Annotated in this window: 23 protein-coding genes and 1 other RNA gene; 14 read left to right on the top strand and 10 right to left on the bottom strand. The window is 64.4% G+C overall.

The window, feature by feature from the left end; translation table 11 throughout:
* Window positions 1–160: 160 nt before the first annotated feature.
* Window positions 161–844 carry a cytochrome c family protein gene (locus EJ070_RS05375; RefSeq protein ID WP_126090393.1) on the bottom strand — a complete coding sequence of 228 codons (684 nt, stop codon included), beginning with the start codon at window positions 842–844 and terminating at the stop codon, window positions 161–163.
* Window positions 845–1,036: 192 nt separating this feature from the next.
* Between EJ070_RS05375 and EJ070_RS05370 the strand changes: the two genes are divergently transcribed.
* Window positions 1,037–1,765, top strand: coding sequence for a 3-deoxy-manno-octulosonate cytidylyltransferase (locus EJ070_RS05370; protein ID WP_126090392.1), 729 nt, complete (start codon window positions 1,037–1,039; stop codon window positions 1,763–1,765).
* A gap of 24 nt (window positions 1,766–1,789) precedes the next feature.
* Window positions 1,790–2,653 carry a prephenate dehydratase gene (locus tag EJ070_RS05365; protein ID WP_126090391.1) on the top strand — a complete coding sequence of 288 codons (864 nt, stop codon included), beginning with the start codon at window positions 1,790–1,792 and terminating at the stop codon, window positions 2,651–2,653.
* Window positions 2,654–2,769: 116 nt separating this feature from the next.
* On the opposite strand, the gene EJ070_RS05360 is transcribed toward EJ070_RS05365, so the two are convergent.
* Genes EJ070_RS05360 through EJ070_RS05350 form a run of 3 tightly spaced genes read right to left on the bottom strand, consistent with a single transcriptional unit; the run spans window position 2,770 to window position 4,480 of the window.
* On the bottom strand, window positions 2,770–3,069 hold the full coding sequence (locus tag EJ070_RS05360) for a Dabb family protein (RefSeq protein WP_126090390.1): 300 nt from the start codon (window positions 3,067–3,069) through the stop codon (window positions 2,770–2,772).
* 16 nt (window positions 3,070–3,085) lie between these two features.
* Window positions 3,086–4,027 (bottom strand): NAD(+) diphosphatase, encoded by a 942-nt coding sequence (gene nudC, locus EJ070_RS05355; protein WP_126090389.1) that lies wholly within the window; start codon window positions 4,025–4,027, stop codon window positions 3,086–3,088.
* A 33-nt stretch (window positions 4,028–4,060) separates the two neighbouring features.
* The gene (locus EJ070_RS05350; protein WP_126090388.1) at window positions 4,061–4,480 is read right to left on the bottom strand and encodes an HIT family protein; all 420 of its coding nucleotides are present in this window, start codon (window positions 4,478–4,480) and stop codon (window positions 4,061–4,063) included.
* Window positions 4,481–4,661: 181 nt separating this feature from the next.
* Between EJ070_RS05350 and ffs the strand changes: the two genes are divergently transcribed.
* The 4 genes from ffs to EJ070_RS05330 all read left to right on the top strand — a co-directional run bounded on the left by ffs (window position 4,662) and on the right by EJ070_RS05330 (window position 8,271).
* Window positions 4,662–4,758: signal recognition particle sRNA small type (gene ffs, locus EJ070_RS05345), an RNA gene on the top strand.
* Between the two features lie 100 nt (window positions 4,759–4,858).
* Window positions 4,859–6,676: a DNA polymerase III subunit gamma/tau gene (locus EJ070_RS05340; RefSeq protein ID WP_126090387.1), complete on the top strand. Its 1,818-nt coding sequence runs from the start codon at window positions 4,859–4,861 to the stop codon at window positions 6,674–6,676.
* Window positions 6,677–6,773: 97 nt separating this feature from the next.
* Window positions 6,774–7,097 carry a YbaB/EbfC family nucleoid-associated protein gene (locus EJ070_RS05335; protein WP_126090386.1) on the top strand — a complete coding sequence of 108 codons (324 nt, stop codon included), beginning with the start codon at window positions 6,774–6,776 and terminating at the stop codon, window positions 7,095–7,097.
* Between the two features lie 217 nt (window positions 7,098–7,314).
* Window positions 7,315–8,271 carry a cell wall hydrolase gene (locus EJ070_RS05330; RefSeq protein WP_126090385.1) on the top strand — a complete coding sequence of 319 codons (957 nt, stop codon included), beginning with the start codon at window positions 7,315–7,317 and terminating at the stop codon, window positions 8,269–8,271.
* A gap of 97 nt (window positions 8,272–8,368) precedes the next feature.
* On the opposite strand, the gene EJ070_RS36165 is transcribed toward EJ070_RS05330, so the two are convergent.
* Window positions 8,369–8,524 carry a hypothetical protein gene (locus EJ070_RS36165; protein WP_189350386.1) on the bottom strand — a complete coding sequence of 52 codons (156 nt, stop codon included), beginning with the start codon at window positions 8,522–8,524 and terminating at the stop codon, window positions 8,369–8,371.
* 55 nt (window positions 8,525–8,579) lie between these two features.
* Between EJ070_RS36165 and recR the strand changes: the two genes are divergently transcribed.
* The 7 genes from recR to EJ070_RS05290 all read left to right on the top strand — a co-directional run bounded on the left by recR (window position 8,580) and on the right by EJ070_RS05290 (window position 16,379).
* On the top strand, window positions 8,580–9,185 hold the full coding sequence (recR, locus tag EJ070_RS05325) for a recombination mediator RecR (protein WP_126090384.1): 606 nt from the start codon (window positions 8,580–8,582) through the stop codon (window positions 9,183–9,185).
* Window positions 9,186–9,379: 194 nt separating this feature from the next.
* Window positions 9,380–10,657: a lytic murein transglycosylase gene (locus EJ070_RS05315; RefSeq protein WP_126090383.1), complete on the top strand. Its 1,278-nt coding sequence runs from the start codon at window positions 9,380–9,382 to the stop codon at window positions 10,655–10,657.
* 267 nt (window positions 10,658–10,924) lie between these two features.
* Entirely contained in the window at window positions 10,925–12,556 is a 1,632-nt protein-coding gene (locus EJ070_RS05310; protein WP_126090382.1) for an ABC transporter substrate-binding protein, read from the top strand.
* 18 nt (window positions 12,557–12,574) lie between these two features.
* A complete protein-coding gene (locus EJ070_RS05305; protein WP_126090381.1) occupies window positions 12,575–13,642 on the top strand; it encodes an ABC transporter permease in 1,068 nt (355 codons plus the stop codon).
* A gap of 196 nt (window positions 13,643–13,838) precedes the next feature.
* On the top strand, window positions 13,839–14,765 hold the full coding sequence (gene nikC, locus EJ070_RS05300; RefSeq protein ID WP_126090380.1) for a nickel transporter permease: 927 nt from the start codon (window positions 13,839–13,841) through the stop codon (window positions 14,763–14,765).
* Window positions 14,766–14,775: 10 nt separating this feature from the next.
* Window positions 14,776–15,636 carry an ABC transporter ATP-binding protein gene (locus EJ070_RS05295; RefSeq protein WP_126090379.1) on the top strand — a complete coding sequence of 287 codons (861 nt, stop codon included), beginning with the start codon at window positions 14,776–14,778 and terminating at the stop codon, window positions 15,634–15,636.
* Window positions 15,633–16,379 (top strand): ABC transporter ATP-binding protein, encoded by a 747-nt coding sequence (locus tag EJ070_RS05290; protein ID WP_126090378.1) that lies wholly within the window; start codon window positions 15,633–15,635, stop codon window positions 16,377–16,379. The genes EJ070_RS05295 and EJ070_RS05290 overlap by 4 nt, the downstream gene beginning before the upstream one ends.
* 215 nt (window positions 16,380–16,594) lie before the next feature.
* On the opposite strand, the gene EJ070_RS05285 is transcribed toward EJ070_RS05290, so the two are convergent.
* Genes EJ070_RS05285 through EJ070_RS05275 form a run of 3 tightly spaced genes read right to left on the bottom strand, consistent with a single transcriptional unit; the run spans window position 16,595 to window position 21,896 of the window.
* Entirely contained in the window at window positions 16,595–19,690 is a 3,096-nt protein-coding gene (locus tag EJ070_RS05285) for an efflux RND transporter permease subunit (protein WP_126090377.1), read from the bottom strand.
* On the bottom strand, window positions 19,687–20,763 hold the full coding sequence (locus EJ070_RS05280) for an efflux RND transporter periplasmic adaptor subunit (RefSeq protein ID WP_126090376.1): 1,077 nt from the start codon (window positions 20,761–20,763) through the stop codon (window positions 19,687–19,689). The genes EJ070_RS05285 and EJ070_RS05280 overlap by 4 nt, the downstream gene beginning before the upstream one ends.
* On the bottom strand, window positions 20,760–21,896 hold the full coding sequence (locus EJ070_RS05275) for an efflux RND transporter periplasmic adaptor subunit (protein ID WP_126090375.1): 1,137 nt from the start codon (window positions 21,894–21,896) through the stop codon (window positions 20,760–20,762). Before EJ070_RS05275 ends, EJ070_RS05280 begins: the two co-directional genes overlap by 4 nt.
* Window positions 21,897–22,132: 236 nt before the next feature.
* Here EJ070_RS05275 and EJ070_RS05270 point away from each other — a divergent pair, with 236 nt between their 5' ends.
* Window positions 22,133–23,410, top strand: a complete 1,278-nt coding sequence (locus EJ070_RS05270; protein ID WP_126090374.1) for a 4-aminobutyrate--2-oxoglutarate transaminase — start codon at window positions 22,133–22,135, stop codon at window positions 23,408–23,410.
* A gap of 54 nt (window positions 23,411–23,464) precedes the next feature.
* Here EJ070_RS05270 and EJ070_RS05265 read toward each other — a convergent pair whose 3' ends face one another.
* Window positions 23,465–23,839 carry a type II toxin-antitoxin system RelE/ParE family toxin gene (locus EJ070_RS05265; RefSeq protein WP_189350596.1) on the bottom strand — a complete coding sequence of 125 codons (375 nt, stop codon included), beginning with the start codon at window positions 23,837–23,839 and terminating at the stop codon, window positions 23,465–23,467.
* Window positions 23,796–24,026 carry a type II toxin-antitoxin system ParD family antitoxin gene (locus EJ070_RS05260; RefSeq protein WP_126090373.1) on the bottom strand — a complete coding sequence of 77 codons (231 nt, stop codon included), beginning with the start codon at window positions 24,024–24,026 and terminating at the stop codon, window positions 23,796–23,798. Before EJ070_RS05260 ends, EJ070_RS05265 begins: the two co-directional genes overlap by 44 nt.

Genomic DNA, 24,026 nt, shown 5'->3' with positions numbered 1-24,026 from the left:
TTCCCACTTTTCCTGGAATTGCTCTGCCCACCGGCAATCTAGATCATTTGACGCCGGTGAAAACCGCAAGCGCCGGCTTTTGTCGCCGCATATGCGGTTTTCCTAACAGAAAAGCCGGGACGAACCCGGCTTTTCCAAGGAAGTCTCTATGACAAATTGTTTATTGAGCGGGAGCAGCCGGCTTGGCCGGAGCGGCGCCTTCGGCGGGCTTGGCCGGAGCGGCGCCTTCCGCGGGCTTGGCGCCTTCGGCAGGCTTGGCGCCTTCGGCAGGCTTGGCCTCGGCCGATGCACCCGGCTGCGGCAGCGGCTTCGGATTGTCCGACAGCGTGCGCAGATAGGCGATCACGTTGGCGCGGTCTTCATCCTTCGGCAGGCCGGCGAAGCCCATTGCCGTGCCCTTCACGAACTTCTTCGGCGAAGTGATGAAGTGGTTGAGGTTGTCATAGGTCCACTTCTCGGCGCCGCCCTTCGAAAAATCCTTCATGCCGGCGGAATAGGCGAAGCCCTCATGCTCGGCGACAGGGCGGTCGACGATGTCCCAGAGGTCCGGACCGACCTTGTTGGGGCCGCCCTTTTCGCCGGAGTGGCAGGCCTGGCACTTCTTGAAGATGGCGGCGCCAGCCTCGGCATTGGCGGCGGCGAGCAGATCGGCGATCGGCTTGGCTTCGGCGGCCGGGGCGGCGGCGCCGCCGCCTTCGGCCGGCTCCTGGGCCTCGATGGCGAAGCCGGGCTTCTCGGGCGCGGGGGAAGCAAACAGCGCGTTGGACACGATGCCCACGGAAAAGACGACGAAGCAGGTTCCGAGGAATCCGCCGAGCAGCTTGTTGACTTCGTTGGAATCCATACGCCCCTTGCTCCCTTTTCCGGCGGACCGTCCCGTCCACTCCGTCCGTCGGTATCGCTAAAGGCCCGGGAGGGCCAGTCAAATCGCGCGGAAACTAGGTCTTTTGCTTCGGCGTTGCAACACCTATAAGGGCGCTTCCAGTGAGACCTTTTGCCACTTTTCCATCCGCTTTCCCGGCCGTCCCGAAGTCCCATGTCGACATTGATCCTGATCCCCGCCCGCATGGCCTCGACGCGCCTGCCGGGCAAGCCGCTGGCCGACATCGCCGGCGTGCCGATGATTGTCCATGTCGCCCGCCGCGGCGCCGAGGCCGGGCTCGGCCGCGTGGTGGTGGCGACCGACACGGAGGCTGTGGCGCAAGCGGTGCGGTCGCATGGTTTTGAGGCGGTGATGACCCGTGCCGACCACGAATCGGGTTCCGACCGCATCTTCGAAGCCCTCACCGCGCTTGATCCGGAGAAAAAGGTCGAGACGATCGTCAACGTTCAGGGCGATCTGCCGACCATCGATCCTGAAATCATCGGCGCATCGCTGCGGCCCTTCACCGATGCCGCGGTCGATATCGCCACGCTTGGCGTCGAGATCGTCCGCGACGAGGAGAAGACCAATCCGAACGTGGTCAAGATCGTCGGCTCGCCGCTCTCCGCGACGAGGCTGAGGGCGCTCTATTTCACCCGCGCCACGGCGCCTTGGGGGGAGGGGCCGCTCTATCACCACATAGGCCTCTACGCCTATCGGCGCGCCGCGCTCGAGCGGTTCGTGGCGCTGAAGCCGTCGCCGCTCGAGCGCCGTGAGCGGCTGGAGCAACTGCGGGCGCTGGAAGCCGGCATGCGCATCGATGCCGAGATCGTCCGGTCGCTGCCGCTCGGCGTCGACACGCCCGACGACCTGGAGCGCGCGAGAAAGATCCTATCAAACTGAGATCCGTAAGAAAGACATCGGCGTATGCCTGAAAAGACCAACAGAATCGCCTTCCAGGGCGAGCCCGGCGCCAACTCCGACACCGCATGCCGCAACATGTTCCCATCAATGGAGCCGTTGCCCTGCCCGACCTTCGAGGACGCCTTCAACGCGGTGGAGACCGGCAAGGCCGATCTCGCCATGATCCCGATCGAGAACACGATCGCCGGGCGCGTGGCCGACATCCACCATCTTTTGCCGGAATCGCGGCTGCACATCGTCGGCGAGTATTTCCTGCCGATCCACTTCCAGCTGATGGTGCTGCCCGGCGTCAAGCGTGAAGAGATCAGAAGCGTGCACAGCCACATCCACGCGCTCGGCCAGTGCCGCAAATACATCCGCAAGAACGGCTGGAAGCCGGTGGTCGCGGGCGACACGGCGGGTTCGGCCAAGATGGTCTCCGAGGTCAGGGATCGCACCATGGCCTCGCTGGCGCCCGCGCTCGCCGCGGAGTTCTACGGCCTCGACATCATCCAGAGAAATGTCGAGGACACCGACTCGAACGTCACCCGCTTCGTCGTGCTGACCAAGAACAAGCAGTGGGCCGAGCGCCCGTCGCCGGACGCCAAGATGATGACCACCTTCATCTTCCGCGTCCGCAACGTGCCGGCCGCGCTCTACAAGGCCATGGGCGGCTTCGCCACCAACGGCATCAACATGACCAAGCTCGAGAGCTACCAGCTCGGCGCCTTCACCGCGACGCTGTTCTATGCCGATATCGAAGGCCACCCCGACGATCCGCTGGTGAAGCTCGCGCTCGACGAATTGCGCTTCTTCTCGCGCGAGATGCGCATCCTCGGCGTCTATCCGGCGAGCGCGTCGCGCGAGCAGTGGAAGGTCGCGGACTAAAGCATGTCTCCCGAAAGTGGTAACCGGTTTCGGGACAAAGACATGCGAAAAATCAAAAACCTAAAGCGCATGGAGCGAAGCTGAAAGATCGCGACGCGCTTTAGGCCCGCAACGCGTTAAAATCCGAGCGGCACGTAGTCGATCTCCATGAACGCCTCGACCTCCGGCACCCAGCGGTCGCGCACGAACGCGACATGGTCGGGATGCTCGTTGTACCTGGTGTAGGCGGCCTGGTCGGCGAACTCCATCGAGAAGCCGAAGTGATAGTCGTTCTTGGGGCTCACCTGGCGCAGCTGCTCGAAATGCGCCACGCCCTTGATCGCGGTGAGGATCTTCCTGGCATCGTGGAGGAACCGCTTCGCCTCCAGCGAATGCGGCGGATGCTTCAGCGTGAACACGACAGTGTGACGGATCATTTTTCGGCCCCTGCTTCTATTCGCTGTCGACCCAGGCGCGGATAAGATGGTGGGCGATCGCGCCCTTCGGCGGCGTGAGCAAGCCACCGGCATGTGTCCTGTCCAGCATCGAGCGCACCTCATCGCGGAAAAACCAGCGGCAGTCCTCCAGCTCGTTGAGGTCGGCCTGGATATCCTCGTTGAGCGGCTCGCTGAAGCAGCCGATCATCAGCGAATAGGGAAACGGCCAGGGCTGGCTGGCGTGGTAGACGACGCGGCCAAGCCTTATGCCGGCCTCCTCCAGCGTCTCGCGGCGCACCGCCGCCTCGATCGTCTCGCCGGGCTCGATGAAGCCGGCAAGGGCCGAGTACATGCCCGGCGCGAAATGCCGACCGCGCCCGAGCAGGCATTTCTCTGGCGTCACCGTCAGCATGATCGCCACCGGATCGGTGCGCGGGAAATGCTCTGTGCCGCAGGCCGGGCAGTGCCGCCTGTAGCCGCCGGCACGCATTTCCGAACGGTTGCCGCATTTCGAGCAAAAACCGTGACTGGCGTGCCAGGCGAGCAGCGCCGCGCCCTGCGCCAGCGCGCCGGCGGCCGCATCGTCGATCAGCCCCTGCATATAGACGGAGCGGTAGTCGATCGCCTTGACCGTCTCCGGCAATTCTTCCGGTTCGATGCCGGCGGGCACGGCAAGTACCGGACCGCTGTCCGAAAAGCCGAGCAGCACGCCGCGGTCGAGCGAAACCTCGAAGGGTTGGCCTTCCGCCGCCTCGAACCACGGGTCGAACCTGCCGTCGCTGAGCTTCAGATAGAGCTTGCCGCCATGCATCAGCAACAGCCGCGCCGTTCGATCGGCAAGGGCTTTCTCCACCGCGTCGTCGGCGCGGTTTTCCGATTGCCGGTCGATCTGGTTTCCGGCGAAACCGACGAACTGGCTCGGCTCGCGCAAGGGCGCGTCAAACAGACGAAAGCGCATGGGGTCTCGGGGTTCTGATGGACACTGGTCGGCTTATAGCGCTGCCTTGATCGTTTCGGCAAACCGGCGGATGTCGGGGCGTTGATAGGGCTCGCGCATGCCGTGCCCCCAGACCGGCCCCGGCCAGCCGGGGTCGCCTTCGGTGCGGGCGATGACGTGGACATGGAGTTGGCGCACGATGTTGCCGAGCGCGCCGGTGTTGATCTTGGTGCAGCCGGTCACCCGCTTCAGCGCCTGCGCCACCATGTTGGTCTCGAAGGTCAGCATCGCCTGGTCGAGCGGCGTCAGCTCGTGGATTTCCTCCACGCCTGGCCGCTGCGGCACCAGGACCAGCCACGGCCAGCGGCGATCGTTCATCAGCCTGAGTTCGCACAGGCCGAGCCACATGAGCTGCTCACTGTCCGCCTCCAATCGGGCGTCCAGCGTGAATCCGGCCTTGAGGCCAGGCAGCATGGGCGTTTCCTTCGCTTTTGTTATATTTTCCAAGCCGAGGAACGCTAGAGCGGCGGCAAGATGGCTGCAAGCGAATCATTGGCCGCTATTGCGGATTTCAAGGCTGTCGCGCCTGCGCGGCCCGGCCGGCCGTTTACCTCTGCCCTTGCATTTCGCCGCTGAATTGCCGATATGGAGCGTGGGAGGCTGGTGGTGGACGATCCACTCGCCAACCGGGTCAGGTCCGGAAGGAAGCAGCCCTAACGAGCCCGGAACGGGTCATTGTTCCAGCCTCCCGCCTCTTCGCCTTTCTCCCGCGACATTGACGGCGCCGAGCCGTGCGGGCGAGACTATGCGCAGGAATCGGTCGCCTGCGGTCCTTGGAGCTTTTGACGGCGAATGAGCGAAGCCGGAAATTTGGGGCCAAAAAATCCGGAGACGGAAAAGGCCGACGCCTATCGCGTGCTGGCGCGCAAATATCGCCCCTCGAATTTCTCCGAGCTGATCGGCCAGGAGCCGATGGTCCGCACGCTCACCAACGCCTTCGCTACCGGCCGCATCGCCCAGGCCTGGATGCTGACCGGCGTGCGCGGCGTCGGCAAGACGACGACGGCGCGTATCCTCGCGCGGGCCCTGAACTATAAAACCGCGACCGTCGACCAGCCCTCGGTCGACCTTTCGATCCCTGGAGAGCATTGCCAGGCGATCATGGAAGGCCGCCATGTCGACGTCATCGAGATGGACGCCGCTTCCCACACCGGCATCGACGACATCAGGGACATCATCGACCGCGTGCGCTACGCCCCGGTCTCGGCCCGCTACAAGGTCTACATCATCGACGAAGTGCACATGCTCTCCACCCAGGCCTTCAACGGCCTGTTGAAGACGCTGGAAGAGCCGCCGCCGCACGTCAAATTCATCTTCGCCACCACCGAGATCCGCAAGGTGCCGATCACGGTTCTGTCGCGCTGCCAGCGCTTCGACCTGAGGCGCATCGATGCCGGCGCGCTGGTTGCGCATCTTGCGGCGATCGCCGCCAAGGAAGGCATTTCCGTCGACGACGAAGCGCTGGCGATGATTGCCCGTGCCGCCGAAGGCTCGGCGCGCGATGCGCTCTCGATCCTCGACCAGGCGATTGCCCACGGCAGTGGCTCGGTCAGCGCCGAGGCGGTGCGCGCCATGCTGGGCCTGGCCGACCGCGCCCGCATCATCGACCTGTTCGAGCATGTCATGAAGGGCGACGTGGCGGCTGCTTTGACCGAATTCCGGGCACAGTACGATACCGGCGCCGATCCGGCCGCGGTACTCACCGATCTTGCCGAATTCAACCACCTCGTCACCCGCCTGCGTTTCGTGCCGGCCGCGGCCGACGATGCCTCGCTCTCCGAGGACGAGCGCCGGCGCGGCGCCGAATTCGCGAACGCGCTGTCGGTGCGCGTCCTGTCGCGAACCTGGCAGATGCTGCTCAAGGGCATTCCCGAGGTGCAATCCTCCAACCGCCCGGTCAGTGCTGCCGAGATGGTGCTGATCCGGCTTGCCCATGCCGCCGAGCTGCCGACGCTGGACGAGGCGCTGAAATCGCTTGAGGGCGCGGCTCCGGTGGCGAGCGGCGCGCCGCGCGGCAACGGAGCACCGGCAAGTTCCGGCAATGGCGGCGGCGCGAGTGCTGTGGCGCAGGCGCGGATGCCGCCCTCCGCCGGTGGTGCGCAGACGATGCGGCTGGTCGAGGCTGAGCCGGTGCCCGCCGCCTTCGTTCCGGCGCCGGCGCCGGTGGCCGAAACCCCTGCCGTTCCGGTGAAGTCGCTGGCCGACATCGCGGCCCTTGCCGACGCCAACCGCGACATGGCCTTCAAGGTGCTCTTGAAACGCTGCGTTCGGCTGGTTCGCCTCGAGCCCGGCCGCATCGACGTCAGCCTGACCGACGATGCGCCGAAGATGCTGCTCAATGACCTGACGGCCAAGCTGCGCGCCTGGACGGGCCGCAACTGGCTGGTCTCGCTGTCGAAGGAGGAAGGCGGCCAGACGCTGGCCGAGATGGAGACGACGAAGCGCGAGAATGCTTTCTCCGATGCTAGGAGCGACCCGACGGTCGCCGCCATCCTCGCCCGCTTCCCCGGCGCCAAGATCATCGACGTGCGCATTCCGGATGTGCCTGAAGTGGAAAGTACTGACGCCGACCTGCCGGTCGAGCCCGCGGCCGATGATGATGAAATCTAGAGCATGATCCCGAACCGAAGGACCGTGTCAGCGAAAATGGGAACCGGTTTTCGGACAAGATCATGCTCCCACAAAAGAAACTAAGAGGACATTTGCGATGAAGGATCTTCTCGGCCTGATGGGCAAGGCGAAGGAAATGCAGGCCAAGTTCCAGGCCATGCAGGACGAGATCGCCACGCTCGAAGCCACGGGGCAGGCGGGTGGCGGTCTGGTCAGCGTGACGCTGACCGGCAAGTTCGAAATGAAGACGCTGAAGATCGATCCCTCGCTCATCAAGGCTGACGAGGCCGAGATCCTGGAAGACCTCATTCTGGCCGCTCACAATGACGCCAAAAATAAGGTCGAGCAGGTGATGCAGGAAAAGACCAAGGCCTTGACGGCGGGCCTGCCTATACCGCCCGGAATGAAATTGCCGTTCTGAGACGCCCGCCGCCAGTTAATTGATTATGAACGATAATCGAGCCCGGCCCGCAATATTAACCATTTTGCCGGCGTTGCTCACGGGCTCATTTCGCTGCATTCATAAAGTTTTACCCAAGTCCAGGGATTGCTAACCATCTAGCCATCTTTTTGCCTGAAAGAGTCTCATTCTTGCCACATCTCGGGGCGGGCTGGCATCTGGAAATGAGGCTTTTTTGTTGATCGCGACGCGATGGAAGACGCCGCTGCTGCTTATTGGCATCGCCGCTTCCCCCTTGTTCCTGGCCGGCTGCAGCCAGACCGCTTCACACGGTATGTCGGTGGCGAGCCTTGCCGACGCCGTCACGCCGAGCTTCCTGAGCTCCCGTTCCTACAAATATACGATGAAGGACAAGGAATGCCTGCAAAGGGCGATGTTCTTCGAGTCCAACCGGTCAAGCCGTGACGGCATGATCGCCGTCGGCACCGTCGTCATGAACCGGCTGCGTTCCGGCCAGCACGGCAACACCATTTGCGAGGTTGTCGGCGAGAGGGGCCAGTTCGCGCCCGGCGTGCTGACGCGGCCGATGAATTCGAGGGCGCTGCCCGATGTCGAGGAAGCCGCCGAGGCGGTGCTGAAAGGCGAGCGCAAGGCCAAGCTCAAGAACACGATGTTCTTCCACACCGCCGGCCTGCGCTTCCCTTACAACAACATGCACTACACGATGGTGGCCGGCGGCAACGCCTTCTATGAGAAGCGCGGCCGCAACTGGCAGCCGCTGCCGGACGAGCCCATGGTCGCCATGGCCTCCGGCAAGTCGCAGAAGACCGATCCTGCCGCTCCAGTGCTCGTCGCTTCCGCCGAACCGGTGGTCAAGACCATTGTCCATGCCGATCCGGCCAAGCAGGCCGCAATGACCGCGGTTGCCGCGCCGTCCCCTGCCGAGCAGACCTACATGACGGCCTCCATCGCGCCGGCGCAGAAGTCGGGCCGCGTCACGGCGAAGCAGACGGTGGTGGCGATGCAGGAGCCGATGGAAGAGCCTGATGCGTCCCGCTTCGGCGGTACGTTGAAAGGTCGGTATATCACCTCGGTGCCCAGCGCCCCGCAGGAAGCGGCGATGGGATTCCAGTCGACGCCTGAGAACACCGACGCCATCGGCGCGCTGATCGTCAGCCAGAACCGGCCGCTCTAAACCTATTGAGTCGACCATCGATGCACGACCCGCATTGGCAGCAAGGCGGGTCGTGTGCCGTTACGAACTGTTCCAAAGCGCTCTGAAAAATCCTGGATCATCGTTTCACGGAAACGGCGAACTGATCCACCTTTTCGTTTTGACGCAAGTCCGGACGGAAAACCGCTTCGCACTTTTCCTGGAATTGCTCTCTAAAGCGCGTCGCGTCGAAACGGATTCGAGCGACGCGCTTTAAAACTTTGTTTTTATGCATGTCGTTTTCCCGAAACCGCTACACACTTTTGGGCGACATGCATTAGATCAGAGCGATGTCAAAGCGAATCGCCGGTCCAGAGATCGAACGCCTGATCCAGCTCCTGGCCAAGGTGCCGGGGCTTGGACCGCGTTCGGCACGCCGTGCGGCCCTCCATCTCATCAAGAAGAAGGAGCAACTGCTTCAGCCTTTAGCCGCCGCCATGGGCGAGGCGGTCGACAAGGTGCGCATCTGCTCGACCTGCGGCAATGTCGACACCTCCGATCCCTGCATGATCTGCACCGATCCGCGCCGCGACGCCGGCACGCTGATCGTCGTCGAGGACGTCTCCGACCTCTGGGCGCTCGAACGCGCCGCCGCCATGAACGTGCGCTATCACGTGCTCGGCGGCACGCTGTCGCCGCTCGACGGCATAGGCCCCGACCAGCTTAACATCCGCTCGCTGGTCGACCGTGTCGCCGGCGGCGAGGTCAAGGAGGTGATCCTCGCCGTCAACGCCACCGTCGAGGGCCAGACCACGGCGCACTACCTGACCGACCAGCTCTCTGGCTTCGACGTCAAGGTGACACGGCTTGCGCATGGCGTGCCGGTCGGCGGCGAGCTCGATTATCTCGACGAAGGCACGCTGGCCGCCGCGCTGCGATCGAGGACGGCGTTTTGAGGTGGCTAGACAGGAGGATGCGCGTCGTGACTGGAGTGCATCCTTCGAAGCTGGCCCCAAGCACCCCCCTCTGTCCTGCCGGACATCTCCCCCTCAAGGGGGGAGATTGGCAGCTTCACCGATGCCACTCTCTTTCTTACGTTGGTGATTGGCGAAAGCCGAACCAACAGCCAATCTCCCCCCTTGAGGGGGAGATGTCCGGCAGGACAGAGGGGGGCGCGACAGAACGCGGCTTTTCCAAATTCAGCCTCGCGTTTCTTCTGCTCGCAATATTCAGCCTCATTTTCACCACCCCCTCCCGCGTCGCCCCCATCGACGATCAATTCCAGACATGGCTGCAGACCGACCTCTGGCCCGAGGCCAAGGCCAAGGGCATCTCCAAGAAGACCTTCGACGAAGCCTTTATCGGCGTGAAGCCGAACCTCAAGCTGCCCGACCTCGTCGTGCCCGGCGAGAAGCCGACGACACCCGAGAAGCAGCATCAGGCCGAGTTCGGCCCGCCAGCCAACTATTTCGCCGAGAAGATCATTCGCGCCGTCACTGGCGGAGGACGGACGCGCGAGAGCGCCAACGCGAGGGTGCTCGGGCTGATCGAGAAGCGCTACGGCGTGCCGGGTGACTTGGTTCTGGCGATATGGGGCCGCGAGACCGGCTTCGGCGCGGCCAAGATGCCATACGACGCCTTCGAAGTGCTGGGCACCAAGGCGTTCATGTCGACCAAGAAGGACTTCTTCCGCACCGAGGTGCTGGCGGCGCTCGAGATCGTCGAGCGCGGGCTGGCACCTGTCAACGCGATGAAATCGTCCTGGGCCGGCGCGCTCGGCCAGCCGCAATTCATGCCGACCTCCTTCCTCAAGCACGCCGTCGACTTCGACGGCGACGGCAGGCCAGACATCTGGAATTCGACCCCTGACGTGCTCGCCTCGATCGCCAACTATCTCGTCCATTATGGCTGGGTGAGGGGGCGCGGCTGGGGCGTCGAGGTGATGGTGCCGGCCAGTGTCTCCTGCTCGCTCGAAGGACCCGACCAGGGCAAGAAGATTTCCGACTGGGCGGCGATGGGCATCAGGCGCGCCGACAACAAGGCGTTCCAGGCGAGTGAGCTGAAGGCCGAGGGCTTCCTGCTGATGCCGGCCGGGCGCAGCGGTCCGGCCTTCATCGTCACGCCGAACTTCTATGTGCTGAAGGAATACAACACCAGCGACCTCTATGCGTTGTTCATCGGCCACGCCGCCGATCGCATCGCCAAGGGTGACGCCACCTTCGCCGGCACGTGGGGTGCGGTCGGTGATCTCCACCGCTCCGATATCGCCGCGCTCCAGCGGGCGCTGGAGGCCAAGGGCTACGACGTCGGCAGCGCCGACGGCCTGCCCGGCTTCAAGACGCGCCGCTCGATCGGCTCCTGGCAGGCAAGGAACGGCAAGGCCGCGACCTGCTTTCCCGATGCGAGCCTGATTGCGCAGCTGAAATGACGACGGCTTCCAAGCGTCAGGGTTTAGCAGATTTTTCCTGATTGGAGGTTTCGATTAGCCGGCGCACGGGTCGACACGTGGCGCCCCATTCTGGCCCAATAGGCTCTCTCGCAAAAATGCGCGTTGCTGCTTCAGCGCCGCCGAATAGGGTGTTGACCAACTGGACAAAAACCACGACGGTACGTCGTCCAAGCCGCCGTCGGCTTCGCAAAGAATAATGCAGTTCTGAGCCGGGAACTCAGGTCAACAAAACAGGGAACGATCATCATGATGCTGGAAAAGTTTGCTCTCCGTGGCTTGCTTGCGGGTGTGGCGATGTCGGCGCTGCTCGCTACGCCCGCTTTTGCGGTCTCGCCTCCCGACACGCTGGTCGAAGGCTTCGCCATCGACGACATCATCTCGATGGATCCGGGCGAGGCGTTCGAGCTGTCGACCGCCGAGGTCACCGGCAACACCTATGATCTCCTGGTCCGCCTCGACCTCAGCGACACCTCCAAGGTCAAGGGCGACCTTGCCGAGAGCTGGACCGTTTCCGACGACGGCCTGACCTACACCTTCAAGCTCAAGCCCGGCATGAAGTTCGCCTCGGGCAATCCGATCACCGCGGCCGACGTTGCCTACTCCTTCGAGCGCGCCGTCAAGCTCGACAAGAGCCCGGCCTTCATCATCGAGCAGCTGGGCATCAGCGGCGACAACGTCACCGAGAAGGCCAAGGCGGTCGACGACACGACTTTCCAATTCGTCGTCGACAAGGCCTACGCGCCGAGCTTCGTGCTGAACTGCCTGTCGGCAACCGTCGCTTCCGTCGTCGACAGCAAGCTGGTCAAGGAACACGTCGCGGCCGCCACGCCGAGCGCCGACTACAAATGGGACAACGACTTCGGCAATGCCTGGCTGAAGACCGGCTACGCAGGCTCGGGCCAGTACAAGCTGCGCGAATGGCGCGCCAATGAAGCCGTCGTTCTGGAACGCAACGACAATTACAATGGCGAGAAGGCCAAGCTCGCCCGCGTCATCTACCGCAACATGAAGGAAAGCTCCGCGCAGCGCCTGGCGCTTGAGGCCGGCGACATCGATGTCGCCCGCAACCTCGAGCCGAACGATCTCGACGCCATCGCCAAGAACGCCGACCTCACCACTACCAGCGCGCCTAAGGGCACGGTTTATTACATCAGCCTCAACCAGAAGAACGCGAACCTCGCCAAGCCGGAGGTTCGTGAGGCGTTCAAATATCTGGTCGACTATGATGCCCTGAGCTCGACCATCCTCAAGGGCATCGGCGAGATCCACCAGTCCTTCCTGCCCAAGGGCGACCTGGGTGCCGTCGATGACAATCCCTACAAGCTCGACGTCGCCAAGGCCAAGGAACTCTTGGCCAAGGCCGGCCTGCCGGACGGCTTCAGCGTGACCATGGACGTGCGCACCGGCCAGCCGACCACGGGCATGGCGGAATCGATCCAGCAGACGCTGGGTCAGGCCGGCATCAAGCTGGAGATCATCCCCGGCGACGGCAAGCAGACGCTGACCAAATACCGCGCTCGCAACCACGACATCTATATCGGCAACTGGGGCCAGGACTATTTCGATCCGAACTCCAACGCCCAGACCTTCGCCTCGAACCCGGACAATTCCGACCAGGCCAAGATCAAGACGCTCGCCTGGCGCAATGCCTGGGACATTCCGGACCTGACCAAGGAGACCGAGGCCGCGCTGCTGGAGAAGGATTCGGGCAAGCGCGCCGACATGTACAAGGATCTGCAGAAGAAGATCCTCGACACCAGCCCCTTCGTCATCATCCATCAGCAGCTCGAAGTGGCCGGACTGCGCAAGAGCCTCAAGGGCTTCGTGCTCGGCCCGAGCTTCGACGCCAACTTCGTCGGGGCGGTCTCGAAGGAATAGCGTCTTCGGACACGCAGCGTGAGCGTAGCTGAAAACCAGGCGGCGGCAGGGCGCGACAGCGCCCGCGGCGTCGCCATTGCCTCGTCGATCGGCCGTTTTCTGGTCATCGCGGTGACGACCTATCTCGGTCTCCTCGCGGTGACCTTCTTCATCGGCCGCGTCATCCCGATCGATCCGGTGCTGGCCGTTCTCGGCGACCGGGCTCCGACCGCCGTCGTCGAGCGCACGCGCCGCGAGATGGGTCTCGACCTGCCGCTGATCGAGCAGTTCTACATCTATGTGAAAAGCGCGCTGAGCGGCGATTTCGGCACCTCGGTGCTGACCACCAATCCGGTGATGTCCGATATCCGCCGCGTCTTTCCGGCCACGATCGAGTTGGCGACGCTGGGCACGCTGATCGGCGCCGTCATCGGCGTGCCGCTCGGCGTGCTGGCCGCCGTCAAGCGCGGCAGCCTGATCGACCAGATCGCCCGCATCGTCGGCCTCATCGGCTATTCCGTGCCGATCTTCTGGCTGGGGCTGCTCGGGCTGGTGCTGTTCTACGCCAAGCTGCAGTGGATCGCTTTCCCGGCGCGGCTCGATGTCGTCTACGAGTACACCTTCACGCCGATCACCGGCTTCTACCTGCTCGACGCGGCGATGCAGGGCCAGTGGGATGTCTTTTATGACGCCTACCGCCACATCATCCTGCCGGCCTCGCTGCTCGGCTATTTCGCGCTCGCCTATATCAGCCGCATGACGCGCTCCTTCATGCTGAACGAAATGGCGCAGGAATACATCGTCGCCGCGCGCGCCAAGGGCCTGTCGGAAACGCGCATCATCTGGGGCCATGCGCTTCGCAATGCAGCAGTGCCGATGGTGACGGTGATCGCGCTCTCCTATGCCAGCCTGCTTGAAGGCTCGGTGCTGACCGAGACCGTTTTCTCCTGGCCGGGCATCGGCCTCTACATCACCAATTCGCTGCAGAACGCCGACATGAATGCGGTGCTCGGCGGCACCATCATCATCGGCTCGGTCTTCATCGGCATCAATCTTCTGTCCGACCTGCTCTATCGGCTTCTTGACCCAAGGACGAAGGCCGGATGAGCAGAGCTATCGCATTTTCGGGCTTGGCTGTGGCCAATCACTCCCACTCCGGCCCTTCGGGCCAACTCTCCCCCGGTCCGGGGGAGAGGAGAAGCCGGTCGCGCGCTTGGCGCCTTTCCTCTCCCCCGTCGAACGGGGGAGAGGTGGTCTGCGAAGCAGACCGGAGCGGGGGTCGACAGCTTCAAGAGGCATCGTCATGACCGCCTCCGACGCCGGCTCCCTCTCCCGCCGCGAATGGTTGCTGTCGGAGCGGCCGACCTCGCGTGTGCAGGCACGGCTCGGCCGCGCCTATGTGGCGTGGCGGCGTTTTTCCGCCAACCGGCTGGCCTTCGTCGGTCTGCTGATCATCCTCGCGCTGGTGGCGGTCGCGGCCTTTGCCGATGTGCTGGCGCCCTATTCGCCGACCGTGGGTGACCTAAAGAACGCCCGCTTGCTTCCGCCGGGCGCTGCGCATTGGTTCGGCACCGACGACCTCGGCCGCGACATCTATTCGCGCATCGTCTATGGCGCGCGCTGGACGCTTTATGTGGTGGTTCTCGTTGCTGTCATCGCCGCTCCCATAGGCCTTCTGGTCGGCACGGTTGCCGGCTATGCAGGCGGCTGGACCGACGCCATCCTGATGCGCATCACCGACATCTTCCTCGCCTTCCCGAAGCTGGTGCTGGCGCTCGCCTTCGTCGCGGCGCTCGGCCCCGGCATCGAAAACGCCGTACTGGCAATAGCCATCACTTCCTGGCCGCCTTACGCGCGCATAGCCCGCGCCGAGACGCTGACGGTGCGCAACTCCGACTACATCAAGGCGGTGCAACTGATGGGCGCTTCGCCCTTCCGCATCGTGCTGCGCCACATCATGCCGCTCTGCATCTCCTCGCTGATCATCCGTGTGACGCTCGACATGGCCGGTATCATCCTCACCGCCGCCGGCCTCGGCTTCCTCGGCCTCGGCGCGCAGCCCCCGCTGCCCGAATGGGGCGCGATGATCGCGTCAGGCCGCCGCTTCATCCTCGACCAGTGGTGGGTGGCTGCCGCGCCGGGTGCTGCCATCCTCATCGTCAGCCTCGGCTTCAACCTGCTCGGCGACGGCCTGCGCGATGCGCTCGATCCCCGGAGTGGCGACCAATGAGCGGTGATCAATGAGCGGCAATCGGGACGCACAGCCAAAGGGAACGCTGCTCGAAGTCGACGATCTGCGCGTCACCTTCCCGACCCGCACCGGCCTCGTGCAGGCGGTGCGCGGCGTCTCCTTCTTGCTCGGGCGCGAGCGGCTGGGCATCGTCGGCGAAAGCGGCTCCGGCAAGTCGCAGACCGGCCGCGCCATCATGGGCCTGACCCCGCCGCAGGCTGAGGTGTCGGCGAAGAAGCTCAGCTTCGACGGCATCGATCTGCTCTCGGTGTCGCCCAGCCAGCGCCGGGCGCTGCGCGGCAACCGCATCGCCATGATCCTGCAGGATCCGAAATATTCGCTCGATCCGGTGATGACCATCGGCCGCCAGATCGTCGAGACGCTGCGCACGCATGAGAAGGTCTCCAAGGCCGAGGCGCGCGAGCGGGCTTTGGAGATGCTGCGAGCGGTGCAGATCCGCGATCCGGCTCGCGTCTTCGACCTCCACCCGCACGAGGTCTCGGGCGGCATGGGCCAGCGCGCGATGATCGCCATGATGCTGATCGCCGGTCCGGAGCTGATGATCGCCGACGAGCCGACCTCGGCGCTCGACGTCACCGTGCAGCTCGACGTGCTGAACATCCTCGACAGGTTGGTCGCCGAGCGCGGCATGGGGCTGATCTTCATCTCGCACGATCTGCGCCTGGTTTCCTCTTTCTGTGACCGCGTCGTCGTCATGTATGCCGGCAAGGTGGTCGAGCAGCTCAAGGCCTCCGAGTTGCGCGACGCCCGGCATCCCTATACGCGCGGCCTGCTCAACTGCATGCCGAGGATCGGCTTCGAGCGTCATCCGCTGCCGGTGCTCGACCGCAAGCCGGAGTGGGCGGCATGACCGCGGCGCTTTCCGTCCAAGGGCTGGAAGTCGTCTTCGACCGTTTTCGCGCACTCAAAGGTGTTAACCTGGAAGTCAGGGAAGGCGAATCCTACGGGCTGGTCGGCGAAAGCGGCTCCGGCAAGTCGACCCTGCTGAGGGCAATCACCGGCCTTGCTCCTGTCGCCGGCGGCACCATCACCATCAACGGCAAAACGCTCGGCAAAACACGCGACAAGGCCTTCTACCGTAATGTGCAGATGGTGTTCCAGGATCCCTACGGCTCGCTCCATCCGCGCCAGACCGTCGACCGGCTGCTGCAGGAGCCTCTAGCGATCCACGGCATTGCCGACGGCGAGAAGCGCATCGAGCGCGCGCTGGACGAGGTCGGCCTCGGCAAGGGCTTCCGCTTTCGCTACGCGCACCAGCTCTCCGGCGGCCAGCGCCAGCGCGTGGCGATTGCCCGCGCGCTGATCCTCGAACCCTCGATCCTTTTGCTTGATGAGCCGACCTCGGCGCTCGACGCCTCGGTGCAGGCGGAGGTGCTGAACCTGCTCGAAGAGGTGCGGCGCCGGCGCAAGCTCACCTTCCTGATGGTCAGCCACGACCTCGCCATCATCACCCATATGTGCGAGCGGCTGATGGTGATGCAGAACGGCGAGGCGGTGGAGACGCTGACCGCAAGCCAGCTGATCGGCCATCGGGTGAGCGAGGACTATACGCGCAACCTGCTCAGGGCGAGCGAGGGGTTTGTGCGGGTGTAGCCCGTCTCGCAGAAGCCTCGTTTCTTCCCACCCCCCCTCTGGCCTGCCGGCCATCTCCCCCGCAAGGGCCCGCAAGGGGGGAGATTGAGCGCACAGTCGATTTCGCCAATCGCCAACGCTGCAGGATAGATCAGGGCGCCAGAACTGCTGATCTCCCCCCTTGCGGGGGAGATGCCCGGCAGGGCAGAGGGGGGTGTGACGGAACTCGACTTACCTCACGTCTCCGCAACAGCAGCGCTGTCTACCACAGCGCCATCCCGCACGTGCCTCGGGGGCTCCTTGACCCTGAACCATGTCACATAAAGCGCCGGCAGGAACAGCAGCGTTATCGCCGTGCCGGCGATGATGCCGCCCATCATGGCGTAGGCCATCGGCCCCCAGAACACCTCGCGCGCGATCGGGATCAGCGCCAGGCTTGCGGCCGCCGCCGTCAGCGCGATCGGCCGCATGCGGTGCTCGGTCGCTTCGATCACCGCCGCCCAGCGGTCCTTGCCTTCGGCGACGAGGTCCTCGATCTGCACGATCAGGATGACCGAGTTACGGATCAGGATGCCGATCAGCGCCAGCACGCCGAGGATGGCGACGAAGCCGAGCGGCGCACCGCTTGGAACCAGCGCCGCCACCACGCCGATCAGGCCGAGCGGCGCCACCGCCACCACCAGGAAGAGGCGCTGGAAGCTCTGCAACTGCACCATCAGGATGGTCGCCATGATGAACAGCATCAGCGGCACGACGGCGGCGATCGGTCCCTGGCTGTTGGCGCTTTCCTCGACGGAGCCCGCGGTCTGCACCGAATAGCCGGGCGGCAGCTTGGCGATGAAGGCGTCGACCGAGGGCTTCAGCTCGTTGACGACAGTCGCCGGCAGCACGTCGCCGACCATGCCGGCGCGCACGGTGATCGTCGGCGTGCGGTTGCGCCGCCATACCGTCGGCTGCTCGAGATCGTAGCGGAAGTTGGCGATGGCCGCCAAAGGGATCGACTCGCCCGTGCCGGTCGGCAATTGCATGTTCTGCAGCGTCGAGATCGAGCTGCGGTCGGCCTCGCGCGAGCGCGCCACGACATTGATCAGATAGGTGGCGTCGCGCACCTGCGTGATCGTCGCGCCGCCGACGGTGCTGTTCAGCGCGCTGGCGATGTCGGACGAGGTGATGCCGAGCTGGCGCGCCTTGTCCTGCAGCACGCCGACTCTCAGCACCCGCTGCGGCTCGTTCCAGTCGAAGGTGGGTGCTCCAAGCTTCGAGTTGGCCGAAATCAAGCCTGCGAATTGCTGCGCCAGTTCGCGCACGGTCTGGATGTCGGGACCGCCGACGCGGTACTGCACGGGGCGTCCGACCGGCGGCCCGAGCTCGAGCGGCTTGACGAAGGCATCGGTGCCGACGAACTCCTCGCGCAGCAGCTTTTCCAGCGCCGGCTTCACCCGGTTGCGCGCCTCTATGCTCTTGGTGACGATGACCGTCTGGCCGAAATAGGGGTTCGCCGGCTGCACGTCATAGGCGAGCAGGAAGCGCACCGCGCCCTGGCCGATATAGGACGAAAAATGGTCGATGTCGGGATTGCCGACCAGCGCCCGCTGCTCGAAGCGCTGCATCTGGTCGCGCGTCTCGGCGATCGACGAGTTTTGCGGCAGATTCCAGTCGACGATCAGCTCCGGCCGGTCGGAAGGCGGGAAGAACTGCTGCTGCACCAGCCCGAAGCCGGCTATGGAGGCTGCGAAGAGAAGCACGGTCGCGATGATGGTCAGCCAATGGCGCCGCACCGAGAGGACGAGCACGCGCCGGAACATGGATGTGAATCGCCCCGGCTGGTCATGATGCTTCGCCTTCATCGTCGCCGGCAGGATGGTGACGCCGAGCAGCGGTGCGAACAGCACCGCAACGATCCATGACACCAGGAGCGACACGGCGATGACCACGAACAGCGTGAAGGTGTACTCGCCGGCCGCGCTCGAGTTGAGGCCGATCGGGATGAAGCCGGCGACCGTCACCAGCGTGCCGGTCAGCATCGGAAAGGCGGTCGAGGTATAGACATAGGTCGCCGCCTTGCGCAGATTGTCGCCGACCTCGAGCCGCGCCACCATCATTTCCACCGCGATCATCGCGTCGTCGACCAGCAGGCCGAGCGCGATGATCAAGGCGCCCAGCGAAATGCGCTGCAGCGAGATGCCGAGATAGGCCATGACCGTGAAGGTGATGGCTAAAACCAGCGGGATCGACAGCGCCACGACGAAGCCGGCGCGCAGGCCGAGGCTGATGAAGGAGACGGCGAGCACGATCGCTACCGCCTCGAACAGCGCCCGCGTGAAGCCCGACACCGCTTCCTCGACGATCACCGGCTGGTCGGCCACCAGATGCACGCCGACGCCGACCGGCAAATCGGCCAGCACCTTCTGCATCTCCTCGTGCAGCGCCTCGCCGAATTCGAGCAGATTGGCGTTGGGCTTCATGCCGATGGCGAGCCCGATCGCGTCCTGGCCGTTGAAGCGGAATAGCGCCGTCGGCGGATCGACATAGCCACGCCTGATCGTCGCCACGTCGCTCAGCCGGAAGAAGCGGTCGTTGACGCGCAGATTGATGGCGCGCAGGCTCTCCTCGGAGGTGAACTGGCCGCCGACGCGCACGCTGATGCGCTCCGGCCCCGACTGGATGACGCCGGACGGCGTGATGGCGTTCTGCGCCTGCAGGCTGGCGACGATCTGCTGCTGGTTGAGGCCGAGCGCGGCGATCTGGCGGCTCGAGAATTCGAGATAGATCGCTTCGTCCTGGGCGCCGACGAGGTCGACCTTGCCGGCGTTCGGCACGGTCAGGATCTTGGTGCGGACATCCTCGACATAGTCGCGAAGCTGGCGCGGCGTCAGCCCGTCGGCGGTGAAGGCGTAGATGTTGCCGTAGACGTCGCCGAAGCGGTCGTTGAAGAACGGCCCCTGCACGCCTTGCGGGAACTGCGCCGAGATATCGTCGACCATGTTGCGCACCTGCAGCCAGGTCGGCGCGACATCGCGCGCCTTGGTGGTCGGCTTCAGGTTGACGAAGATGACGGTCTTGCCGGCGGTGGTGACGGATTTGGTGTAGTCGAGGCTGTCCAACTCCTCGAGCTTCTTTTCGATGCGGTCGGTCACCTGGCGCACCGTCTCGTCGACGGAGGCGCCCGGCCAGTTGGCCTGGATCAGCATCGTCTTGATGGTGAAGGCCGGGTCTTCCTCGCGTCCGAGGTTGAGATAGGAGAAGATGCCGGCCACCACGAAGACCAGCATGAAATACCACACCAGCGAGCGGTGGCTAAGCGCCCAGTCGGAGAGGTTGAAGCCCTTCATGAGGCCCCTCCCTCGGGCACTTTGACCTTCTGGCCTTCGGCGAGGCTGTGGACACCTGCCGTGACGACGCGCATGCCGGCCTCGAGCCCCGAAGCCACCGTGAAAGTGCCGCTGCTCTTCGAGGCGATCTTGATCTCGCGCGCGCTGACGCTCGATGTTTGCGGATCGACGATCCACACTTTCTCGGCGCCGTCTTTTTCGAGCAGCGCCGACATCGGCAATTCGATCGTCGGCGCTACCTTGGTCATGCGCGTCGCCGTGATCGTCGAGCCCAGCCGGAACGCCGTCGGCGGATCGGTGAGCGTCAACCGTACGCGGCGGGTACGGGTCGAGCCTTCGGCCTGCGGCGCGATCTCGCGCAGCTTGGCCTCGGTCGTGATCGAGGGCAGCGACTGCAGGATGATCTGGAACGGCGTGCCGACGGTGAGATCGCCGGTGAGCTGGTCGGGAATGTCGACCACCGCCTCGCGCGGATCGGTTCGCGCCACGGTGACGACGGTCTGTCCCGGCGAAACCGTCTGGCCGACCTCGGCGCCGACCGCGGTGACGACGCCGTCGAAATCGGAGAACAGCCGCGCATAGCCGAGTTGCTCTCGCGACTTGGCCAAGGCGGCATTCGCCCGCTCGACGCCGGCTGCCGCGGCTTGCCTCGCCTGCTGCGCGGCATCATAGACGGCCTGCGAGGTGTTGGCGGAGGCGAGCAGGGCGCGCTGCCGCTCCTCGCTCGCCGAGGCATTGGCGAACTGCGCCTGGGCATTCGACAAATCCGCTTTCGATGCCTGGAGTGCAAGCTCCAGCGCCGTCGGATCGAGCGCGGCGATCGTCGTTCCCTTGCTGACGATGTCGCCGACCTTGACGTCGCGCGAGACGACGCGGCCGAGCAGGCGGAAGGAAAGGTCGGCGCTGTACTGCGGTTCGACCGTCCCGGCAAAACCAAAAGTCTCCACGGACTTCGGTTCGACGACCACCGACAACACCGGTCGGACGATCTCGGGCGGCTTGTCTTCCGAGCGCGAGCAGCCGGCAAGCGATGCGACGAGAATGAGAGCGGCGACGCAAGGCGACCGTCTCATTGTCCGGCTCCCGCTGTCGCGATCGTCTGTCCCGGGCTGAGCAACTGCCCGCCTGCGGTGACGACGCTCTGGCCGGCCTCGAGCCCGTTGTCGACGACGACCACGCCGGAATCAAAGGCCAGCACTTCGATCGGCGTCGTCGCCACCGCCTTTGTCGACGGGTCGACGATCCAGACGGCGGGCTTGCCGGCGCTAGACGTCAGCGCCTGCCAGGGGAGCAGCACGGCCTTCACGGGCTTGGCGCTGACGGTGCCGATGACGGCCGCACCCAGCGGCATGCCTGCCGGTGTGTCGGGTATGCCGACCTTGACCCGGATCGATCCCGACGCGGTATCGACCGCCGGCGAGATTTCCCTGACCTTGCCCCTCGCCTTGACCTGCGGGTCGGAGAGCAGCGTGATCGTCACCGCGGGTGACGAAGGCGTCTGGGCAACGAGCGTCTCTTGCACGTTGAAGACGGCATCGCGGTCGCCGTCCTCGGCGATGGTGAAGACGGTTTGAGCCGCCTGCACCACCTGCCCGGCCTCGACCTGTCGGGCGGTGATCACCCCGGCGGCACCCGCCTTGAGCTCGGTGTAGGAGAGGTTCTCCTTGGCGTTGGCTAAAGCGCTTTGCGCGGCATCGACACTGCCTTGCGCAACCTTCATCGTCTGGTCGGCGCTGTCGAAGTCGCGCCTGGTCGTAAAACCCTGCGAAAGCAGCGTCTTCTGCCGCTGGTAAGCGGCCGCGGTCTGGGTGAGCTGCGCCTGTGCCGCGTCGAGGTCGGCCTGAGCCGAGCGCAGGTCGGATTCCTGCTCCTGCGGATCGATGCGGGCCAGCATCGCGCCCTGGTCGACATGCTGGCCGACATCGACCAGCCGTTCGGCGACGCGGCCGCCGACGCGGAACGACAGATTGTTGAGCGTGCGGGCCGCGATCACGCCGGTGAGCGAGGTTCTTGGCGCATAATCGGCAAAGGCGACCGTCTGCGTGCTGACCGTCACCGGCAGCTTCTTTTCCGCCGCCTGCTGTTTCTGGCAGCCTGACGTCAGCAGCGCTGCGGCGGCGCAGGCCAACAGCAGCAAGGTGTTTGGACGAGACAAGGGGCGGGGCGGTGAAGACGGCGAGGCGGACGATGTCGCGATCCTGCTCATGGTTCCCTCAGCCCGCAGAAGGCCGCCCCTGACGACGGCACGTCGCGGATAAAGCGAGGATAGTCGATCGGCCGGAAAAGAAAACTGTTTCCGCCTGGCGATCGAAGATCGATTTCCGGCCGAGACAGGACCAATCGACTGGGCCAATGTGCCGACTTGAGGAAAACCTGAAATAAGGCCAGAAGAGGCTTTGACGGCATCAAAACAGAGCGGGCGTGTGCCCGATGAGGGATGAGATGAAAAATTCAGCCATTTCCGAACGCAAGAACCAGTCGATCTCGCGCGGCGTCGGCATGACGACGCAGATCTACGCCGACCGCGCCGAGAATTCGGAAATCTGGGATGTCGAGGGCCGCCGCTACATCGACTTCTCGTCCGGCATCGCCGTGGTCAACACCGGCCACCGCCACCCGAAGGTGATCGAGGCGGTCAAGGCGCAACTCGACCGCTTCACCCACACCTGCCACCAGGTCGTGCCTTATGAGAGCTATGTGCGCCTCGCCGAGCGGTTGAACGGCATGCTGCCCGGCAAGTTCGACAAGAAGACGGTCTTCGTCACCACCGGCGCCGAGGCGGTTGAGAACGCGATAAAAATTGCCCGCAACGCCACCGGCCGCCAGGCGGTCATCGCCTTTTCCGGCGGCTTCCATGGCCGCACCTTCATGGGCATGGCGCTGACCGGCAAGGTCGTGCCCTACAAGGTCGGCTTCGGCGCCATGCCGGCCGATGTCTTCCATGCGCCGTTCCCGGTCGCGCTGCATGGCGTCTCGGTCGCGGATTCGCTTGCGGCGCTCGACAAGCTGTTCAAGGCCGATGTCGATCCGGCCCGCGTCGCCGCCATCATCGTCGAGCCGGTGCAGGGCGAGGGCGGCTTCTACGAGGCGCCGCGCGATTTCATGACGGCGCTGCGCAAGATCTGCGACCAGCACGGCATCCTGCTCGTCGCCGACGAGGTGCAGACCGGCTTTGCCCGCACCGGCAAGATGTTTGCGATGGAGCACCACGACGTGGCGCCCGATCTCACCACCATGGCCAAGAGCCTTGCCGGCGGCTTCCCGCTGTCGGCCGTCACCGGCCGCGCCGAGATCATGGATGCACCAGGCCCGGGCGGGCTCGGCGGCACTTATGGCGGCAGCCCGATCGGCGTGGCGGCGGCCCATGCCGTGCTCGACGTCATCGAGGAGGAAAAGCTCTGCGACCGCGCCAACGCGCTCGGCGCCAGGCTGAAGCAGCGGCTGGAATCGATCCGCGACGACGTGCCGGAGATCGTCGACATCCGTGGTCCCGGCTTCATGAACGCGGTCGAGTTCAACGACGTCAAGAAAGGCCTGCCTTCGGCCGAATTCGCCAATGCGGTGAGGCTGAAGGCGCTCGACAAGGGCCTCATCCTGCTCACCTGCGGCGTCTACGGTAATGTGATCCGCTTCCTGTCGCCGATCACCATCCAGGACGGCGTGATGACCGAGGCGCTCGATATCCTGGAGACTTCGATCCGCGAAGCGCGTTCCGCCTGAAGGGCGATCCCGCATTGCTCCTGACGGCTTGCGTCGAGGCGCGAGAACGCGCCGTCAGGAGTTCGGATTCTGTAGCCAGGCCGGAATGTTCATCTTGGCGTGCAGAACCCGCCACACATCGATATGGTCGGCCTGTTCCATATAGAAGATCAGGTACGGATAGCGCTTGAACTGCAGGCTGCGCAGACCGGGCAATCCAATTTCATAACCATGCCTCAGAGAGCCCGATGCCGGATGACTGGCTATCAGTTCGTAGGCATTTTGAAGATCCTCGACATTGCCCAACGCCACGTGCGAACCGGCTTCACGTGCATAATAATCAACAGCGTCCTCGATATCCCGCAACGCAAGACTTCGAGGAACAATTGCCTTTGGGATCACTAATTTATTGACCCTGCGCTCGTTTTCGCAGCGCTGCGAAATAGTCATCGTCAACCGGGGTGCCCGGCGAGGATGACGCGCCCTCGAGGAGCAAACGGCGCAGAAGTTGACGATCCTGATCGTGGCGGATCAGTTCACGCACATACTCGCTGCTCGTGCCATAGCCGCGGTCCGCCACTTGCTGATCGACATAATGCTTCAGGTTGTCAGGCAGTGAGATGTTCATGGTGCTCAT

It is taken from the genome of Mesorhizobium sp. M1E.F.Ca.ET.045.02.1.1, from assembly GCF_003952485.1.
GTDB lineage: Bacteria > Pseudomonadota > Alphaproteobacteria > Rhizobiales > Rhizobiaceae > Mesorhizobium.
The sequence above is the reverse complement of the archived record's forward strand: the minus strand, read 5'-3'. Positions and strand labels throughout refer to the sequence as shown.

Coding starts and splice junctions, on each gene's coding strand:
- EJ070_RS05375 (WP_126090393.1), bottom strand. CDS start 844: ATGGATTCCAACGAAGTCAACAAGCTGCTCGGCGGATTCCTCGGAACC.
- EJ070_RS05370 (WP_126090392.1), top strand. CDS start 1,037: ATGTCGACATTGATCCTGATCCCCGCCCGCATGGCCTCGACGCGCCTG.
- EJ070_RS05365 (WP_126090391.1), top strand. CDS start 1,790: ATGCCTGAAAAGACCAACAGAATCGCCTTCCAGGGCGAGCCCGGCGCC.
- EJ070_RS05360 (WP_126090390.1), bottom strand. CDS start 3,069: ATGATCCGTCACACTGTCGTGTTCACGCTGAAGCATCCGCCGCATTCG.
- nudC (WP_126090389.1), bottom strand. CDS start 4,027: ATGCGCTTTCGTCTGTTTGACGCGCCCTTGCGCGAGCCGAGCCAGTTC.
- EJ070_RS05350 (WP_126090388.1), bottom strand. CDS start 4,480: ATGCTGCCTGGCCTCAAGGCCGGATTCACGCTGGACGCCCGATTGGAG.
- EJ070_RS05340 (WP_126090387.1), top strand. CDS start 4,859: ATGAGCGAAGCCGGAAATTTGGGGCCAAAAAATCCGGAGACGGAAAAG.
- EJ070_RS05335 (WP_126090386.1), top strand. CDS start 6,774: ATGAAGGATCTTCTCGGCCTGATGGGCAAGGCGAAGGAAATGCAGGCC.
- EJ070_RS36165 (WP_189350386.1), bottom strand. CDS start 8,524: ATGCATAAAAACAAAGTTTTAAAGCGCGTCGCTCGAATCCGTTTCGAC.
- recR (WP_126090384.1), top strand. CDS start 8,580: ATGTCAAAGCGAATCGCCGGTCCAGAGATCGAACGCCTGATCCAGCTC.
- EJ070_RS05315 (WP_126090383.1), top strand. CDS start 9,380: ATGTCCGGCAGGACAGAGGGGGGCGCGACAGAACGCGGCTTTTCCAAA.
- EJ070_RS05310 (WP_126090382.1), top strand. CDS start 10,925: ATGATGCTGGAAAAGTTTGCTCTCCGTGGCTTGCTTGCGGGTGTGGCG.
- nikC (WP_126090380.1), top strand. CDS start 13,839: ATGACCGCCTCCGACGCCGGCTCCCTCTCCCGCCGCGAATGGTTGCTG.
- EJ070_RS05295 (WP_126090379.1), top strand. CDS start 14,776: ATGAGCGGCAATCGGGACGCACAGCCAAAGGGAACGCTGCTCGAAGTC.
- EJ070_RS05290 (WP_126090378.1), top strand. CDS start 15,633: ATGACCGCGGCGCTTTCCGTCCAAGGGCTGGAAGTCGTCTTCGACCGT.
- EJ070_RS05285 (WP_126090377.1), bottom strand. CDS start 19,690: ATGAAGGGCTTCAACCTCTCCGACTGGGCGCTTAGCCACCGCTCGCTG.
- EJ070_RS05280 (WP_126090376.1), bottom strand. CDS start 20,763: ATGAGACGGTCGCCTTGCGTCGCCGCTCTCATTCTCGTCGCATCGCTT.
- EJ070_RS05275 (WP_126090375.1), bottom strand. CDS start 21,896: ATGAGCAGGATCGCGACATCGTCCGCCTCGCCGTCTTCACCGCCCCGC.
- EJ070_RS05270 (WP_126090374.1), top strand. CDS start 22,133: ATGAAAAATTCAGCCATTTCCGAACGCAAGAACCAGTCGATCTCGCGC.
- EJ070_RS05265 (WP_189350596.1), bottom strand. CDS start 23,839: ATGACTATTTCGCAGCGCTGCGAAAACGAGCGCAGGGTCAATAAATTA.
- EJ070_RS05260 (WP_126090373.1), bottom strand. CDS start 24,026: ATGAGCACCATGAACATCTCACTGCCTGACAACCTGAAGCATTATGTC.